Source organism: Kitasatospora sp. NPDC001547 (genome assembly GCF_042894165.1).
GTDB lineage: Bacteria > Actinomycetota > Actinomycetes > Streptomycetales > Streptomycetaceae > Kitasatospora.
In genome coordinates this window covers 594,373-609,962 of record NZ_JBIAVL010000003.1, presented here as the reverse complement: position 1 = coordinate 609,962, position 15,590 = coordinate 594,373, and the positions used below count along the sequence as shown (strand labels likewise).

The following is a 15,590-nucleotide window of genomic DNA, read 5'->3' as shown; positions in this document are numbered from 1 at the left end:
CTCCAACTCGGCACCGACACCCCCGTCATCACCCTCGACGCCCGCCGCCGCGACAGCGCCAAGAGCGCCCTCATCACCCTCGTCGAACACGCCCTGCTGGCTCGACTGCGGTGATCGCGCGGGCCGCGCCGGGCGGCACCGGACGGGGAGCGTCCCGGAGCCGGGCGTGCGGGTAGCAGTGGCCCGCGGCACCTCACCCGAGGTCCCGCGGGCCACCGGCGCGTCGCGCGCCGGCTACTCGGTGGGCTCCAGGCCGGCCCGGGCCAGGCCGTAGGTGTACGCGTCCTCCAGCGCCAGCCAGGAGGCCGCGACCACGTTGTCCGCCACGCCCACCGTCGACCAGGTGGAGACGCCGTCGGTGGACTCGATCAGCACCCGGGTCTTGGAGCCGGTGCCGTGCTGGCCCTCCAGGATGCGGACCTTGTAGTCCACCAGCTCGAAGGTGGCCAGCGGCGGGTAGATGCCCTCCAGGGCCGTGCGCAGCGCCTGGTCCAGCGCGTTGACCGGGCCGTTGCCCTCGCCGGTGGCGATCCGGCGCTCGCCCTTGGCCCACAGCTTGACGGTGGCCTCGTTGCCCGTGAAGCCCTTCGGGCCCTGCTCGCTGATGGTCCGCCAGGACTCCAGGGTGTAGAAGCGGTCCCGGCGGCCGCGCACCTCGTCGCGCAGCAGCAGCTCGAAGGAGGCGTCGGCGGACTCGTAGGTGTAGCCGAGGTTCTCCTGCTCCTTCACCTTGGCCACCACCCGGCCGGCCAGGTCCCGGTCACTGGAGAGGTCGTAGCCGAGCTCCTTGCCCTTGAGCTCGACGGAGGCCCGGCCGGCCATGTCGGAGACCAGCATCCGCATGGTGTTGCCGACCCGCTCGGGGTCGATGTGCTGGTACAGGTCCGGGTCGACCTTGATCGCCGAGGCGTGCAGGCCCGCCTTGTGGGCGAAGGCCGAGAAGCCGACGTACGGCTGGTGGGTGGACGGGGCCAGGTTGACCAGCTCGGCGATCGCGTGCGAGATCCTGGTCATCTCGGCCAGCCGGCCCGCGGGCAGCACCCGGCGGTCGTACTTGATCTCCAGCGCGCCGACCACCGGGAACAGGTTGGCGTTGCCGACCCGCTCGCCGTAGCCGTTGGCGGTGCACTGCACGTGGGTCGCCCCGGCGTCCACCGCGGCCAGGGTGTTGGCCACCGCGCAGCCGGTGTCGTCCTGGGCGTGGATGCCCAGCCGGGCACCCGTCCGGGCGAGCACGTCGGCGACGGTCTCCCGGACGCCGGCCGGCAGCATCCCGCCGTTGGTGTCGCAGAGCACCACCACGTCCGCGCCGGCCTCGTGCGCGGTGCGGACCACCGACACGGCGTACTCGGGGTTCGCCCGGTAGCCGTCGAAGAAGTGCTCGCAGTCGATGAACACCCGCCGGCCCCGGGAGCGCAGGAACTCGACGCTGTCCCGGACCATCTCCAGGTTCTCGTCCAGGGTGGTGCGCAGCGCGAGCTCCACGTGCCGGTCGTGCGCCTTGGCCACCAGGGTGATCACCGGGGCGCCGGAGGCGACCAGCGCGGCCAGCTGCGGGTCCTCCGCCGCCTTGCCGCCGGCCCGGCGGGTGGCGCCGAAGGCGACCAGCTGGGCGTGCTCCAGCTCCAGCTCGGCGGCGGCGCGGGCGAAGAACTCGGTGTCCCGCGGGTTGGCTCCGGGCCAGCCGCCCTCGATGAAGCCGACCCCGAACTCGTCCAGGTGCCGGGCGATGGCCAGCTTGTCCGCCACCGTCAGGTTGATGCCCTCCCGCTGTGCTCCGTCGCGCAGCGTGGTGTCGAACACGTGGAAACTGTCGTCGGTACGGGTGACCTCGGTCATGACCCCTGGTTCTCCGTTTCGGGGAGGTAGGTACTGCTCTGCCGGACTTTCCGTCCCGGCTCCACTGTCCAGGATCCCGCGCGCGGTCCCGGTGTCCCCGGGCCCCTCGTGAGGGCCCTCGGCCGGTCCGGGAGAAACAAAAAGACCCCTCGCGGGTGCGAGAGGTCTGCGCGCGGGTCTGGACGCTCGTGGTCGCTCCGCATCGGGTCGTGCGGGAAGCGGTCACTGCGGACCGGCGCGCCTGCTGCTAATAATCAGCGAAAGCGAGGACACGCTCGCAGTCTGGCACAGCCGCCCGGGATCCGGCCCGCCCGTCTCGCGATGCGGAACGGGCGGGCCGGGTGCGGCCCGGGGCGCGGCGGGGGCCGGTGCGGCGATCAGACGATCTTGTGCAGCCAGTGGTGGGTGTCCGGGGTCCGGCCGCCCTGGATCGACAGCAGCGCCTTGCGCAGCTCCATGGTGACCGGGCCGGGCTCGCCGTCGCCGACGGTCCAGTCCGCGGCGGCGGACTTCACCGAGCCGACGGGGGTGATGACGGCGGCGGTGCCGCAGGCGAAGACCTCGGTGAGGGTGCCGTCGGCGTTGGCCTGCTGCCACTCGTCGGTGGAGATCCGGCGCTCCTCGACGGCGTAGCCGAGGTCGGCGGCCAGCTGGAGCAGCGAGTCGCGGGTGATGCCGGGCAGCAGGGCGCCGGACAGCTCCGGGGTGACGATCTTCGCGTCCGCGCCCTCGCCGAAGACGAAGTACAGGTTCATGCCGCCCATCTCCTCGACCCACCGGTGCTCGGCGGCGTCGAGCCAGACCACCTGGTCGCAGCCCTTCTCGGCGGCCTGGGCCTGGGCCACCAGCGAGGCGGCGTAGTTGCCGGCGCACTTGGCGGCGCCGGTGCCGCCGGGCGCGGCCCGGACGTACTCCTTGGACAGCCAGACCGAGACCGGCTTGATGCCGCCCTGGAAGTAGGCGCCGGCCGGGGAGGCGATGATCATGAAGAGGTAGGAGTTGGCCGGGCGGACGCCCAGGCCGACCTCGGTGGCGAACATGAACGGGCGCAGGTAGAGGCTCTGCTCCGGCTCGTTCGGCACCCAGTCCTGCTCCTGGCGGACCAGCAGCTCGACGGCCTCGACGAAGGCCTCCACCGGCAGCTCCGGCATCGCCAGGCGGCGGGCCGAGGCCTGGAAGCGGGCGGCGTTGGCCTCCGGGCGGAAGGTGGCGATGGAGCCGTCGGCCTGACGGTAGGCCTTCAGGCCCTCGAAGATCGCCTGGCCGTAGTGCAGGGTCATGTTCGCCGGGTCGATCTCCAGCGGCGCGTACGGCGCCAGCTGGGCGTCGTGCCAGCCCACGCCCTCGGTCCAGCGGATGGTGACCATGTGGTCGGTGAAGACCCGGCCGAAGCCCGGGTTGGCCAGCCGGGCCTCGCGCTCCGCTGCGGGCAGCGGGTGGGCGGAGGGCTTGAGGTCGAACGTGATGGGCGCCTGGGTGGCCGTGCTCATGGCTGTTTCCTTCACCGTGGGGTTGGTCCGGGCCGCCACCGCTGCGGAAACGTTTCGGCGAAAAAATCACCGGAATGAACGCACAACGGCACGGCCCACTGTCGATACTCGCATCCAGAGGGCCGTGCCGAACAGCTGTCCGCCCTCATCGAGGGCGGCAGACTGCGGTTGTGCGCGGTCCGGCCCGTCAGCCGGAAACCCGCTCTTGGATCCGGCCCGCTAGCCGGAACCCCGCTCTTGGATCCGGCCCGCTAGCCGGATACTCGGCCGGCGAGCGCGTCGCCGACCTGGGAGGTGCTGCGGGTGCCGGAGCGCTCGGCCAGGTCCGCCGCGACGGCGGCCTCGACCTCGGCGGCCTCGGCGGCGAAGCCGAGGTGCTCCAGCAGCATCGCGACCGACAGCACGGTGGCGGTCGGGTCGGCCTTGCCCTGGCCCGCGATGTCCGGCGCCGAGCCGTGCACCGGCTCGAACATGGAGGGGAACTCGCCGCTCGGGTTGATGTTGCCGCTCGCGGCCAGGCCGATCCCGCCGGTGACGGCGGCGGCCAGGTCGGTCAGGATGTCGCCGAACAGGTTGTCGGTGACGATGACGTCGAACCGCTCGGGCTGGGTGACGAAGAAGATGGTCGCCGCGTCGACGTGCAGGTAGTCGGTGGTGACCTCGGGGAACTCCCGGCCGACCTCGGCGAAGATCCGCGTCCACAGGTGCCCGGCGTGCACCAGCACGTTGTTCTTGTGCACCAGGGTGAGCTTCCTGCGCGGCCGCGCCTGCGCCCGGCGGTAGGCGTCGCGCACCACACGCTCGATGCCGTACGCCGTGTTCAGGCTGACCTCGGTGGCCACCTCCTGTGGCGTCCCGGTGCGCAGCGTGCCTCCGTTGCCGACGTACGGGCCCTCGGTGCCCTCGCGGACGACCACGAAGTCGATCTCCGGCTGGCCGGCCAGCGGGGACGCCACCCCGGGGAAGAGCCGGCCCGGGCGCAGGTTGATGTGGTGGTCGAAGGCGAACCGCAGCTTGAGCAGCAGCCCCCGCTCCAGCACGCCCGACGGCACGCTCGGGTCGCCGATGGCGCCCAGCAGGATCGCGTCGTGGGACTTCAGCTCCGCCAGGACGTCGTCCGGCAGCGTCTCCCCGGTCCGGTGGTAGCGCCGGGCCCCGAGGTCGTACTCGGTGGTCTCCAGCTTCACGTCGGCGGGGAGCACGGCACCCAGGACCTTGAGGCCTTCGGCCACCACTTCCTGGCCGATTCCGTCACCGGGGACAACTGCGAGACGAATGGTGCGAGACATGCTCGGACCCTACTCCGCCGTCCCAGGTGCTGACACCCGGCGTCCACCATGCGGACGGTCAGCTCAGGTCGATCTCGATGGGGAACGGCTGATCGACCTTCAGCTGCTTGTGGTAGATGCCGGTCGGGAAGTACCGCTTAGACGCCGGCTCCAGCTCGAACGTGTAAACCACGGGGCGTCCCTCGTCACACTCGACGCGCCAGAAATGACGGATTCCGGCAGCGGCGTACTTACCGGGCTTGATCTCCCGGTCGCGTTCGCGGGACTCCTCGGAAACTACCTCGACCGCCAGCAGAACGTGCTCGGCGGAGAATCCGGTCTGGCGGTAGCCGGTGTCCGAGTCCTCGTGGACCACGAGGAGATCGGGTTCCGGCCGGTTCCGGTGGTCGAGCGTGACCGTCATCTCCGGCCACACCTCCCAACCCTCCGGGACCGCCGCCTCCAGCCCCCGTTCCAACACGCGCTTCGCCCGGACGTGGAACTTTGTCTGCGGACTCACGAAGATCAGGCTCCCGTCGAGCAGTTCGGTGTGCGGCGGGAGATCAGGCAGCCGGTCAAGATCCTCTGCGGTGTAGCCACCAGCAGGAGGCCGAATCCAGTCGGGGTACGGCGCGATGCTCATGGTTCCTCCCATACGGGCATCCTGACGGCCCTCCCAGGCTACTCGGCAAAGCCTCCCAGGGCTTCACTCCTTCGAGGGGGCGCGTGTGGCGTGGGGGGCGCTGGGGGCGTGCTTAGGGTGGCGGGGTCGGGAGCGGGACGGTGCGGCGGGGGTGCGGATGGGCAGGCGGCGGGAGGTGCTGGTCTGCGGGGGTGCGGCGGGGCTGGCGGCGGGCGGGTACGGGCTGGCGGCGGCGGTGCGCGGGCAGTGGCCGGCCGGGGCGGAGGCGGTCGCCGTGCCGTACCACGCGCACCTGTGGGACCTGCTGCACGGACAGGCCGCCGGGGACCTGCTGTTCAACTGGAACAGCGGCTACGGCGCCCCGTTCCTGGCGGACTTCTTCGCCTACCTGATGAACCCCTTCTCCTGGCCCACCGCGCTCCTCCCCCGGGACCAGGGCCGGCTCGCCGTCCTGCTGGTCACCCTGGCGACCATCGGCCTCGGCACCGCCCTGATGACCCACCTGCTGGGCCGCCTCCACCCCGGCCCGCGCCCGCTGCGGGCGCTCGCCGCCGTCGGGTACGGGCTGTGCGCCTGGGTGCTGGACGTCGGCGGGGCCGCCCCGATGTGGCTCTGGGGCCTGGTCTCGCTGCCGCTGCTCGGCCTGGCCGCCGACTGGTGCCTGCGCGAGCGGCACTGGGTGGCCGGCGCGCTGTGCGTCGCGCTGGCCTGGGCGGGCAACCTGTACACCGCCGCGCTGGCCACCCTGGCCGCCGGGCTGCTGTTCGCCGTCCGGCTGTTCGCCGACCCGCGCCCGTTCCGGCGGCGGGTCCGGGCCACCGGCCGGGCCGTCACCATGGCCACCGCCGGGGTGCTGCTCGCCTCGCCGGTGCTGTTCGTCGCCGTCCTGGCCGCCCGCCGGGCCCAGCCGGAGTCCCCGGTGGATCCGCTCGGCCCGTCCGGCGTCGGCGCCCACCTCGCCCGGCTGCTGCCCGCCACCCACGGCGGGCCGCGGCTGCCGGACATGGCGATCGGCGTCTTCGGCCTGCTGGTGGTCTGCGGGCTGCCGTTCAACCGGCGGGTGCGGCCGCGGGAGCGCGCCCTGTGGTGCGCGGCGCTGGTGCTGGTGGCGGCCGGTTTCGTCTGGACCCCGACCCTGCTGGTCTGGCACGGCCCGGTGATCCCGGCCGGCGGACCGTACCGGGTGGCCTTCGTGCTCAGCGGGCTGCTGGTGCTGGCGGGCTGGGTGTCGCTGGCGCACCGCCCGGACCGGCTCACCGTGCTGGGCGGCGCCGCCGCGGTGGCGGTGCTCGCCGGCCTGGCGGCGGGCCGGCAACCGGTGCGCCCGGCCACCTGGGTGCTGCTGGCCGTCGGCGGCGCCGTGCTGTCGGCCGCGCTGTGGCTGCTGGACCGCCGGCCCGCGGACCGGCGGGCGCACGCGCTCGCCACCTGGGCGATCGGCGGCGCGGTGCTGGGCAACGCCGTCTGGTCCGGGTCCGCGGTGCTCGGCGCGGCCCCCGGGGACGGGGCCTCCCCGGCGGCCGTCCGGGCCGGGCACGCGGCGCTGCGCGCGGCCGCCGACTGGCCGCGCGGCCGCGACGACCCCGGGCCGCACGCCTTCACCCCCAACGACCCGCTGCTGCTGAACGGCCAGGGCGGCGGCTACTTCAGCGGCTACCTGCCGACCGCCACCGCCCTGCTGCTGCACGACCTCGGCGCGGGCTGGACGGCCGGCGGACGGCAGACCGCGAGCGTCACCGACCCGGTCGGGCAGGCGCTGTTCGGCGTCCGCACCCACCTCGACGGCGCCGGGCCGGACGCGTCGCCGCGCTCCTTCACCCCGGTCCGGGCGGCCGCCGCACCGCCACTGGTCACCGTGCTGCCCCCGGGTGCCCGGACGGAGACCTCCTCGGTCTGGGCCCGGCAGGAGTCACTGCTCGGCAGCCAGGTGTACGACGCTCCGCTGCCCGTCCCGGCGGGCGGGCCGGCGCCCCTGCTGCACGGCACCAGCGGCTGGTCGGTGCCGAGCGGCGAGGAGGGCACGGTGTTCACCGCCACCTGCACGCCGGGCGGGACGGCCTTCTTCCACGGGGTCTGGTACCGGGGCACGGTCAGCGCTCTCGGCACCGGCTTCCGCAGCGACGGCGAGCAGCCCACCACGGCCGTGCCGATCCACCGGCTGGGCACCGTCCCGGCGGACGGCGTCGTCCGGGTGACCCTGCGGTCGGACGTGGTGAGCCAGGTCCCGGCCCGCCCGATCGGCTGCCTGCGGGCCGGCGCGCTGGAGGCCGCCGTCGCCCGGCTCACCGCGACCGGCGCCACCCGGGTGGAGGCCGGCGGGCACACCGTCACCGCGGCCCTCCCGGCGGGGTCCACCGGCACCGCGCTGCTCTCCGTCCCGGCCACCGAGGGCTGGACCTGCGCGGTGGACGGCGGGCGCCGCGCCGCCCCCACCCCGGTGCTCGGCATGATCGGCGTCCCGCTGGGCGGCGGTGCCTCCCGGATCGACTGCGCCTTCCGCCCGCCCGGCCTCACCGAGGGCCTCACCGTCGCCTCGGCCACCGCGGCGGTGCTCGCCCTGGTGGCCGTCTTCGCCCGGCCCTCCCGCCGCCCGACCCGCCGCCCGCGCCGCGACCGCCGCCGGGCATCCGGAGACCGGCCCCTGACCGCCGGGACCTGACGCGGGGACGGGCCGCCGGAACGCGACAGGCGGCCCACCGGAGTCCCGGTGGGCCGCCCTCCCGAGGCCCGGCGGTCAGGGCAGGTCGAACACCTGGGCCCGCCGCTCGACCGGGTTGAGGTGGTACAGCAGCAGGAGCCGCGAGGTGTCGCCCGGCGCCCGGCGCACGGCGAGGACGCTGCCCGGGCCGGCCGGGACCACCACCGCCGCCGGGCCGTCGAGGCCGACGCTCGCGGTGAGCGCGGGGTGCAGCACGTCGAGCGGGACGGACGGGGTGGTGCCGTCCAGCCCGATGGCGGAGAGCGCCTCGGCCGCGTCCGGGGTGCCGCCCCCGGCGTAGCCGGTCCAGACGCCGTAGCGGACGGTGCTGTGCCCGGGCCCGACACCGGGCAGGGCGCTGAGCCGGACGGGCAGCACCAGGACGTCGCTGTCCAGCAGGGCGGTGTCGGTGTCGCCCCAGTGGGCGTTGAGCGGCTGGACGTCCAGTTCGGCGCCGGTGCGGGCATCCAGGGCGCGGGAGACCAGAACGTCGCTGCCGCGCTGCCGGTCAGCCTTGAGGACGACGTCGGTGCTGCCGTCCCCGTCGGTGTCCAGCGCCACCCGCACCCCGTACAGCCCCACCGGGGTGACCGCGGGAGCCCACAACTGGGCGCCCACGTACAGCAGTTCGGAGTCGACGGCGGCACCGGCCGCGCGCAGGTCGGCGGACCGCTCGCCGGGGTGCTCGACGCAGAGCCCGTCCGTCGGGTCCGCCTCCTGCGCCGCGGCCCCGGGCCGGACGCCCGCGCCCGGCGCGACCTCCGAGCCGCTGCCGCCGGGCGGGCAGTCGGGCCAGCGGACCCCTTCGCCGCCGAGGGCGAAGGCGCCGACCAGCCCGGGTCGATCGCCGGGCGCGGCCCTGCCGCCGAGGGCGACCAGGGTGCCGTCCCGGGCGGTGCGGACGGCGGCCGCCACCGCGAGCTCGCCGGTCGGGTGCGGGGCGGCCAGCACCGGGACCCGCAGCTGCGGCAGCCCGCCGTCGCCGACCGGGGTGAGCAGCACCCGGCCGGAGAGCTCGCCCCGGTAGGTGCGGGCCCGGCCGCCCTGCACGGTGTCGATGGTCGGGTCGGGCGCGCGCCCCGGCTCTCCCGGGACGGACAGCGTCACCAGCACCCGCGCGGTGCCGCCCGCCGGGACGTCGACCCGGGCCGGCGCCACCCGGTAGGAGGCGCCGGGCAGTTCGGTGGCCGCCGCGTACGAGGTGCGGTAGGCCAGCGGCGCGTCCGAGGTGTTGCGCACCTCGATCTCCCGGGTGGCCTCCGTCGGCCCGTCGACCTCGACCGGGCCGAAGGAGACCCCGACGCCGCCCTCCACCGCGCCCTCCCCCGCCGCGTAGGCGACGGCGGGCGTACGGACCGCCTGGTCGACGCGGACCCGCCCGGCGCCGGTGCGCTCGGGCCCGTAGACCGGCCCGCCGCGGTCGTCGCCGAGGAAGGTGTCCACGGTGGTGTTCATCAGCGCGGCCTTGACCTGCTCGACCGGCCAGTCCGGGTGCGCGGCGCGGACCAGCGCGGCGAGGCCGGCCACGTGCGGGGCGGCCATCGAGGTGCCGCTCTCGCGCTGGCCGCCGGCGCCGCTGCCGACCAGGGTGGACCAGATGCTCTCGCCGGGGGCGGCCAGGTCGGGCTTGACCACGCCCGGCACCCCGATGCCGCGCGAGGTGAAGTCGGTCAGGGTGTCGACCCGGGCCGGCTGGTCCTGGGCGACGGAGCCGTGCAGGGGGTTGCCGGGCGCGGCGAGCCGGACCACGACCGGCCCGGCGGCCGCGGCCCGCCGCAGCCGTTCGCCGTCGGCGTGCGCCAGCAGCGCGGCCGGGATCCGGTCGTCGCCGGAGATCTCGGCGAGGTGGTCGGAGTCGGCGGCGTACAGCGCGCCGATCGCGCCCGCGTCGGCGGCGTGGTCGGCGCGCGGGCCGGAGTTGCAGGCCCGGTCGGCCTCCCGGGTGCGCCAGGCGAGCAGCGCGATCCGCCCGGCCAGCCGCTGCCGGTCGGCCTCGCTGAACGCGGTGCAGCCGTCCGACTGGTCGGCGGGCAGGGCGAGTTCGCCGCTGACGTCGGCGGTGGACCAGCCCTGGTAGCGCTCGCTCCAGTGCGCCGGGACGACCCCGGCCTGGTCGGCGGGGGCGAGCACGGTGATGCCGTCCACGTCGGCGTGCCCGTGCACCGAGGCGGCGACGGTGATCGCCCGGGCGGCGGTGCCGGGGCTGCCGCCGATGCCGTACACGTCGCCGTCGTTGCCCGCCGCCGCGACCACGGCGGTGCCCAGCTCCACGAGCCGGTCGACGGCCAGGGCGTCGGTGTCGTCGGTGCTGCCGAAGTGGCTGCCGAGCGAGAGGTTGACGACGTCCAGCCGGTCGCTCAGGTCGCCGTCCCCGTTCGGGTCGGCGGCCAGGTCGAGCGCCTCGGTGACCCGGTCGGTGGAGCCGTCGCAGCCGAACACCCGGATCGCGTAGAGCTGCGCGCCCGGGGCGGTGCCGGGGCCGATCCGGAAGCCGGCCGGGTCCAGCCCGGGCCCGTACGGGCCGGTGTACGGGCGGCCGTCGGCGGTGACGCCGTACCCGGCCGCGGTGCCGGCCACGTGGGTGCCGTGCCCGTTGCGCACGCAGTCGATCGGGTTGTCGCTGGGGTGCGGCACCGGCTGGTGGTGCGGGGAGGCCGGGTCGGGGTCGTAGTCGTCGCCGACCAGGTCCCTGCCGCCGACCACCTTGGCGTTGGGGAACAGCGCGGGCGGCGCGGGCCGGCCGCGCTCGACCGAGCGGAAGGCCTCCTCGGTGCCGGGGCCGCCGAAGTCGGCGTGGGTGTAGTCGATGCCGCTGTCGATGATCCCGATCCGGGTGCCCCGGCCGGTGCCGGCCGCCTGGTCGCCGGCCCAGACCTGCGGGGCGCCGGTCAGCGGGACGGAGTGGGCGTTGGCGCGCCGCTTGGCGACGATCGGGTGGACGGCCCGGACGCCCGGCAGGGCCCGCAGCGCGGGAAGCCGGTCGGCGGGCGCGCTGACCGCGAGGCCGGCGAGCACGGTCCGGGTCCGGTAGAGCTCGCGGGCGGTGGGTGCGGCCCGGTGGACGGCGCCGGCGAGCCGGTCGAGCGCGTCCCCGGCCCGGGCCCGCTGGGCCGCCCCGGCCCGCGCGGCCTCCTGCCGGACGGCCTCCGGGGAGCGCCGGGCCCGCCGGGCCCCGTCGGCGGCGCGCTGCCAGGCGGAGCCGGCCGTCTCGGTGCCGAGTTCGAGCAGGACGGATGCCGTTCGGCCCGGCCCCGGCGGCCCGGCGGACGGTGGTCCCGCCGCCGGCGGCCCCGCGGTCGGTGGGCCGCCGGCCGCCGGGGTGGCGGCGAGGACGGCGCTTCCGGCCAGCAGGACCAGGGTGAGGCCGATCCGGGCGGCGGGTCGGCGGACGGATGGCAGACGCACTGGGCCCTCTCCCCCGGCAGGGGGACTGATCCGCACTCCGTGTCGCTGACGCTCGCCCACGCGAACGTCGATCACCCCTCCGAGGGCCCCGAATTTAGGATGATCGCGCCGACGGGGACGAGCAACTTCCCTCGGACGGAACGAGGTTGCACTCTACTGGGTGACACCCTGACGACCCGTACGGCCCATTCGGCGGATGAACGCCACCAGCCGGACGCACCGACCGGACGTCACCGACCGGACGTCACCGGCCGAGCGGACCACCGGCCGGACGCCACCATCGGCCCGTCCCGGCCCGACAGCGGAGCCGCTCAGTGGTGGCCGGTCATGCCGCCGTTGTCCCGGCGGTCCAGCGAGCGCTGCAGCGCGGCGGCCGCGAAGGGGTTCCGCTCGGCGGCCCGGCGGCGGCGCGGGGCGCGGACGGGGGTGGCGGCGGGGGTGGAAGTGGCGTGACGGTCGGCGGTCGGCGACATACCGGGCTCCTTGGGAACGGCGCCGCGACGGGCGGCGCGAAGAGGGGAAGGGAGCGCGGGAGCAGGGGTCACCCGCTCGTGAGGGCGCACGCGCACACGGGCCGCAGACCCTGGCTACAGGGGCGGCACACCGTATGGCCCTTCCACGGTACGGCCATGCCCGGGCCGTGTCTGCACGAATACTTGGATTTCCTAGTATCTGAGACGGGTGTCACCCGGGAGAACGCAGCAGGGCCCGGACCGCCATTCGAACGGCGGTCCGGGCCCCGGAGCCCTGTGCGAGCCGGGAGGATCAGCCCAGGTCGACCGAGCGCGCGAAGCGGGCGCCGATCTCGGCCGCGATGGCCGACAGCACCTCGTGCGGGATCTCGGTGTCCACGGTGATGGAGGCCAGCGCGCTGCCGCCGTCACGGGCGACCTGCATGCCGGCGATGTTGATGCCCGCGTCGCCGAGGTGGCGGCCGAGCACGCCGACCACGCCGGGGCGGTCCTCGTACTTGAAGAAGGCCATGTGGTCGGTGAGCGCCACGTCCACGTCGAAGGCGTCCACGCCGACGATCTTCTGGGTCTGCTTGGGGCCCGCCAGCGTGCCGGAGATGGCGATCTCCTCGCCGTTCCCGAGCGTGCCGCGCACGGTGATCACGTTGCGGTGCTCGGGGCTCTCGCTGGAGGTGGTCAGGCGGACCTCGACACCGCGCTCCTGGGCGAACAGCGGGGCGTTGACGTAGGACACCGTCTCCGCCACGACGTCCTCGAACACGCCCTTCAGCGCGGACAGTTCGAGCACCTTCACGTCGTGCTGGGTGATCTCGCCGCGGACCTCGACGTCGAGGCGGACGGCCACCTCGCCGGCCAGCGCGGTGAAGATCCGGCCGAGCTTCTCGGCCAGCGGCAGGCCCGGGCGGACGTCCTCGGCGATCACGCCGCCCTGGACGTTCACCGCGTCCGGCACCAGCTCGCCGGCCAGCGCGAGGCGCACCGACCGGGCGACCGCGATGCCGGCCTTCTCCTGCGCCTCGTCGGTGGAGGCGCCCAGGTGCGGGGTGGCGACCACGTTGTCGAAGGCGAACAGCGGGGAGTCGGTGCACGGCTCCTTGGCGTACACGTCCAGGCCCGCGCCGGCCACCCGGCCCTCGCGCAGCGCGGCGGCCAGCGCCTCCTCGTCCACGATGCCGCCGCGGGCGGCGTTCACGATGCGGACGGTCGGCTTGACCTTGTGCAGCGCCTCGTCGCCGATCAGGCCGATCGTCTCCGGGGTCTTGGGGAGGTGGACGGTGATGAAGTCCGAGACCTCCAGCAGCTCCTCCAGCGAGACCAGCTTGACGCCCATCTGCGCGGCGCGGGCGGCCTGGATGTAGGGGTCGTACGCGACGATCTTCATCCCGAACGCGGACATCCGCTGGGCGACCAGGACGCCGATCCGGCCGAGGCCGACGACGCCGAGGGTCTTCTCGCTCAGCTCGACGCCGGTGTACTTGTTGCGCTTCCACTCGCCCTGCTTGAGCGCGGCGTTGGCCGGCGCGATGTTGCGGGCGACGGAGATCAGCAGGCCGCAGGCGAGCTCGGCGGCGGTGACGATGTTGGAGGTCGGCGCGTTGACGACCATCACGCCGGCCTTGGTGGCGGCGGCGACGTCCACGTTGTCCAGGCCGACGCCGGCCCGGGCGACCACCTTGAGCCTGCGGGCGGCGGCCAGCGCCTCCGCGTCGACCTTGGTGGCGGAGCGGATCAGGATCGCGTCGACGTCGGCGATCGCGGTGAGCAGCTCGGTGCGGTCGGCGCCGTTGCAGTGCCGGATCTCGAAGTCGGGGCCGAGGGCGTCGACGGTGGCGGGCGAGAGCTCCTCGGCGATCAGAACTACGCCGGTCTTCACAGTGTTCACAGTGCTCACGACAGTGGATCCTTAACTGTCCGGTTCCCCCGGGCACGTAGGTGGCCGTGGAGGGCGGGGGAAGGTGGCATGCCGCGTGAGTAGACGCACGACGCTGTGGGCCTGACGCGCACTCGGAGTGTATCGACGGGCTGGACAGCGGGCTGCTCCCGTCCGGCGAAATCACTCGGACGAGAGCAGCCTACTTGTACAAGGAAGTTACAGAATCGGGGCCGGTACGGCCCTGACCGGGTCAGGCCTTCTCGTTGACCCAGCTCATCAGCGAGCGCAGCTTCTTCCCGGTGGTCTCCAGCAGGTGGTCCTCGTCGGCCTTCTTGTACTCGTTGTACTTGGGCAGACCGGCCTTGTACTCGGCGATCCAGGTGTTGGCGAAGGTGCCGTCCTGGATCTCGGCGAGGACCTTCTTCATCTCGGCCTTGGTGGCGTCGGTGATGATCCGCGGGCCGGTGACGTAGTCGCCCCACTCGGCGGTCTCGGAGACCGACCAGCGCATCTTCTCCAGGCCGCCCTCGTACATCAGGTCGACGATGAGCTTCAGCTCGTGCAGGCACTCGAAGTAGGCGATCTCCGGCTGGTAGCCGGCCTCGACCAGGGTCTCGAAACCGGCCTTCACCAGGGCGGCGGTGCCACCGCAGAGGACGGCCTGCTCACCGAACAGGTCGGTCTCGGTCTCCTCGGTGAAGGTGGTCTTGATGACGCCGGCCTTGGTGGCGCCCAGGCCCTTGGCGTACGACAGCGCCAGCGCGAAGGCCTGGCCCGAGGCGTCCTGCTCGACGGCGACGATCGCGGGGACGCCGCGGCCCTCCTCGTACTGGCGGCGGACCAGGTGGCCCGGGCCCTTCGGGGCGACCATGCAGACGTCGACGTCCGCCGGGGGCTTGATGAAGCCGAAGCGGATGTTCAGGCCGTGGCCGAAGAACAGGGCGTCGCCGGCCTTCAGGTGCGGGGCGATGTCGGCCTCGTAGACGTCGGCCTGGATCGGGTCCGGCACCAGGATCATGATGACGTCGGCCTCGGCCGCCGCCTCGGCCGGGGTGACGACGCGCAGGCCGGCCTCCTCCGCCTTGGCGCGGGACTTGGACTCCGGCTTCAGGCCGACCCGGACGTCGGCGCCGGAGTCGCGCAGCGACAGCGCGTGGGCGTGGCCCTGGCTGCCGTAGCCGATGACCGCGACCTTGCGGCCCTGGATGATGGACAGGTCGGCGTCGTCTTCGTAGAACAGCTCGGCCACGGGGGCACATCTCCTTGCGTGATGGTTGCCGGGTACGCGGTACTCACCGTATGCGCACCGGCGGGGGTTTGGGTCTTCGCTTCGGGACTTGAGACGGTCTCGCGCTGTTTACGCGCTGCGGTCCAGGGCGCGCAGCGAGCGGTCCGTGATGGAGCGCGCGCCGCGGCCGATGGCGACCAGGCCGGACTGGACCAACTCCTTGATGCCGTAAGGCTCCAGCATCCGGAGCATGGCCTCCAGCTTGTCCGAACTGCCGGTGGCCTCGATGGTCACCGCTTCCGGCGACACGTCGACGGTCTTGGCACGGAACAGCTGGACGATCTCGACGATCTGCGACCGGGTCTCGTTGTCGGCGCGGACCTTCACCAGGACCAGTTCCCGCTGGATCGCAGCGGACTGGTCGAGTTCGACGATCTTTATCACGTTCACGAGCTTGTTGAGCTGCTTGGTGACCTGTTCCAGCGGGAGGTCCTCGACGTTGACCACGATCGTCATCCGGGACACGTCCGGATGCTCGGTCGAGCCGACGGCGAGGGAGTCGATGTTGAAGCCCCGCCGGGAGAACAGCGCGGCGATGCGGGCGAGCACGCCGGGCTTGTTCTCGACCAGGACGGAGAGGGTGTGCTTGGACATGGGATTCCTCAGGCGTTCC

10 protein-coding genes and 1 pseudogene are annotated in these 15,590 nt (G+C 74.0%); 2 read left to right on the top strand and 9 right to left on the bottom strand.

Annotated elements, in window-relative coordinates:
- A pseudogene (locus tag ACFY0X_RS08330) lies at positions 1 to 114 on the top strand (ATP-binding protein); the annotation flags it as partial.
- Positions 115 to 234: 120 nt separating this feature from the next.
- Here ACFY0X_RS08330 and cimA read toward each other — a convergent pair.
- From cimA to ACFY0X_RS08310, 4 genes are all read right to left on the bottom strand, one after another.
- The gene (gene cimA, locus ACFY0X_RS08325) at positions 235 to 1,839 is read right to left on the bottom strand and encodes a citramalate synthase (protein ID WP_387750563.1); all 1,605 of its coding nucleotides are present in this window, start codon (positions 1,837 to 1,839) and stop codon (positions 235 to 237) included.
- Positions 1,840 to 2,216: 377 nt separating this feature from the next.
- Positions 2,217 to 3,329, bottom strand: coding sequence for a branched-chain amino acid aminotransferase (locus ACFY0X_RS08320; RefSeq protein ID WP_387750560.1), 1,113 nt, complete (start codon positions 3,327 to 3,329; stop codon positions 2,217 to 2,219).
- Between the two features lie 251 nt (positions 3,330 to 3,580).
- Complete coding sequence (locus tag ACFY0X_RS08315; protein ID WP_387750558.1) at positions 3,581 to 4,618, bottom strand: 3-isopropylmalate dehydrogenase; 1,038 nt, start codon at positions 4,616 to 4,618, stop codon at positions 3,581 to 3,583.
- A 58-nt stretch (positions 4,619 to 4,676) separates the two neighbouring features.
- Positions 4,677 to 5,240: a Uma2 family endonuclease gene (locus ACFY0X_RS08310; RefSeq protein WP_387750555.1), complete on the bottom strand. Its 564-nt coding sequence runs from the start codon at positions 5,238 to 5,240 to the stop codon at positions 4,677 to 4,679.
- A gap of 157 nt (positions 5,241 to 5,397) precedes the next feature.
- Between ACFY0X_RS08310 and ACFY0X_RS08305 the strand changes: the two genes are divergently transcribed.
- Positions 5,398 to 7,899 carry a YfhO family protein gene (locus ACFY0X_RS08305; protein ID WP_387750552.1) on the top strand — a complete coding sequence of 834 codons (2,502 nt, stop codon included), beginning with the start codon at positions 5,398 to 5,400 and terminating at the stop codon, positions 7,897 to 7,899.
- Between the two features lie 75 nt (positions 7,900 to 7,974).
- Here the strand turns inward: ACFY0X_RS08305 and ACFY0X_RS08300 are convergent, their stop codons facing one another.
- The 5 genes from ACFY0X_RS08300 to ilvN all read right to left on the bottom strand — a co-directional run bounded on the left by ACFY0X_RS08300 (position 7,975) and on the right by ilvN (position 15,571).
- Positions 7,975 to 11,343 (bottom strand): S8 family serine peptidase, encoded by a 3,369-nt coding sequence (locus ACFY0X_RS08300; RefSeq protein ID WP_387750549.1) that lies wholly within the window; start codon positions 11,341 to 11,343, stop codon positions 7,975 to 7,977.
- Positions 11,344 to 11,654: 311 nt separating this feature from the next.
- On the bottom strand, positions 11,655 to 11,816 hold the full coding sequence (locus ACFY0X_RS08295) for a hypothetical protein (RefSeq protein ID WP_387750546.1): 162 nt from the start codon (positions 11,814 to 11,816) through the stop codon (positions 11,655 to 11,657).
- Positions 11,817 to 12,108: 292 nt separating this feature from the next.
- Entirely contained in the window at positions 12,109 to 13,689 is a 1,581-nt protein-coding gene (serA, locus tag ACFY0X_RS08290; RefSeq protein ID WP_387750622.1) for a phosphoglycerate dehydrogenase, read from the bottom strand.
- Positions 13,690 to 13,939: 250 nt separating this feature from the next.
- The gene (gene ilvC / locus ACFY0X_RS08285) at positions 13,940 to 14,938 is read right to left on the bottom strand and encodes a ketol-acid reductoisomerase (protein ID WP_387750543.1); all 999 of its coding nucleotides are present in this window, start codon (positions 14,936 to 14,938) and stop codon (positions 13,940 to 13,942) included.
- 108 nt (positions 14,939 to 15,046) lie between these two features.
- On the bottom strand, positions 15,047 to 15,571 hold the full coding sequence (gene ilvN / locus ACFY0X_RS08280; RefSeq protein WP_049657946.1) for an acetolactate synthase small subunit: 525 nt from the start codon (positions 15,569 to 15,571) through the stop codon (positions 15,047 to 15,049).
- Positions 15,572 to 15,590 lie beyond the last annotated feature (19 nt).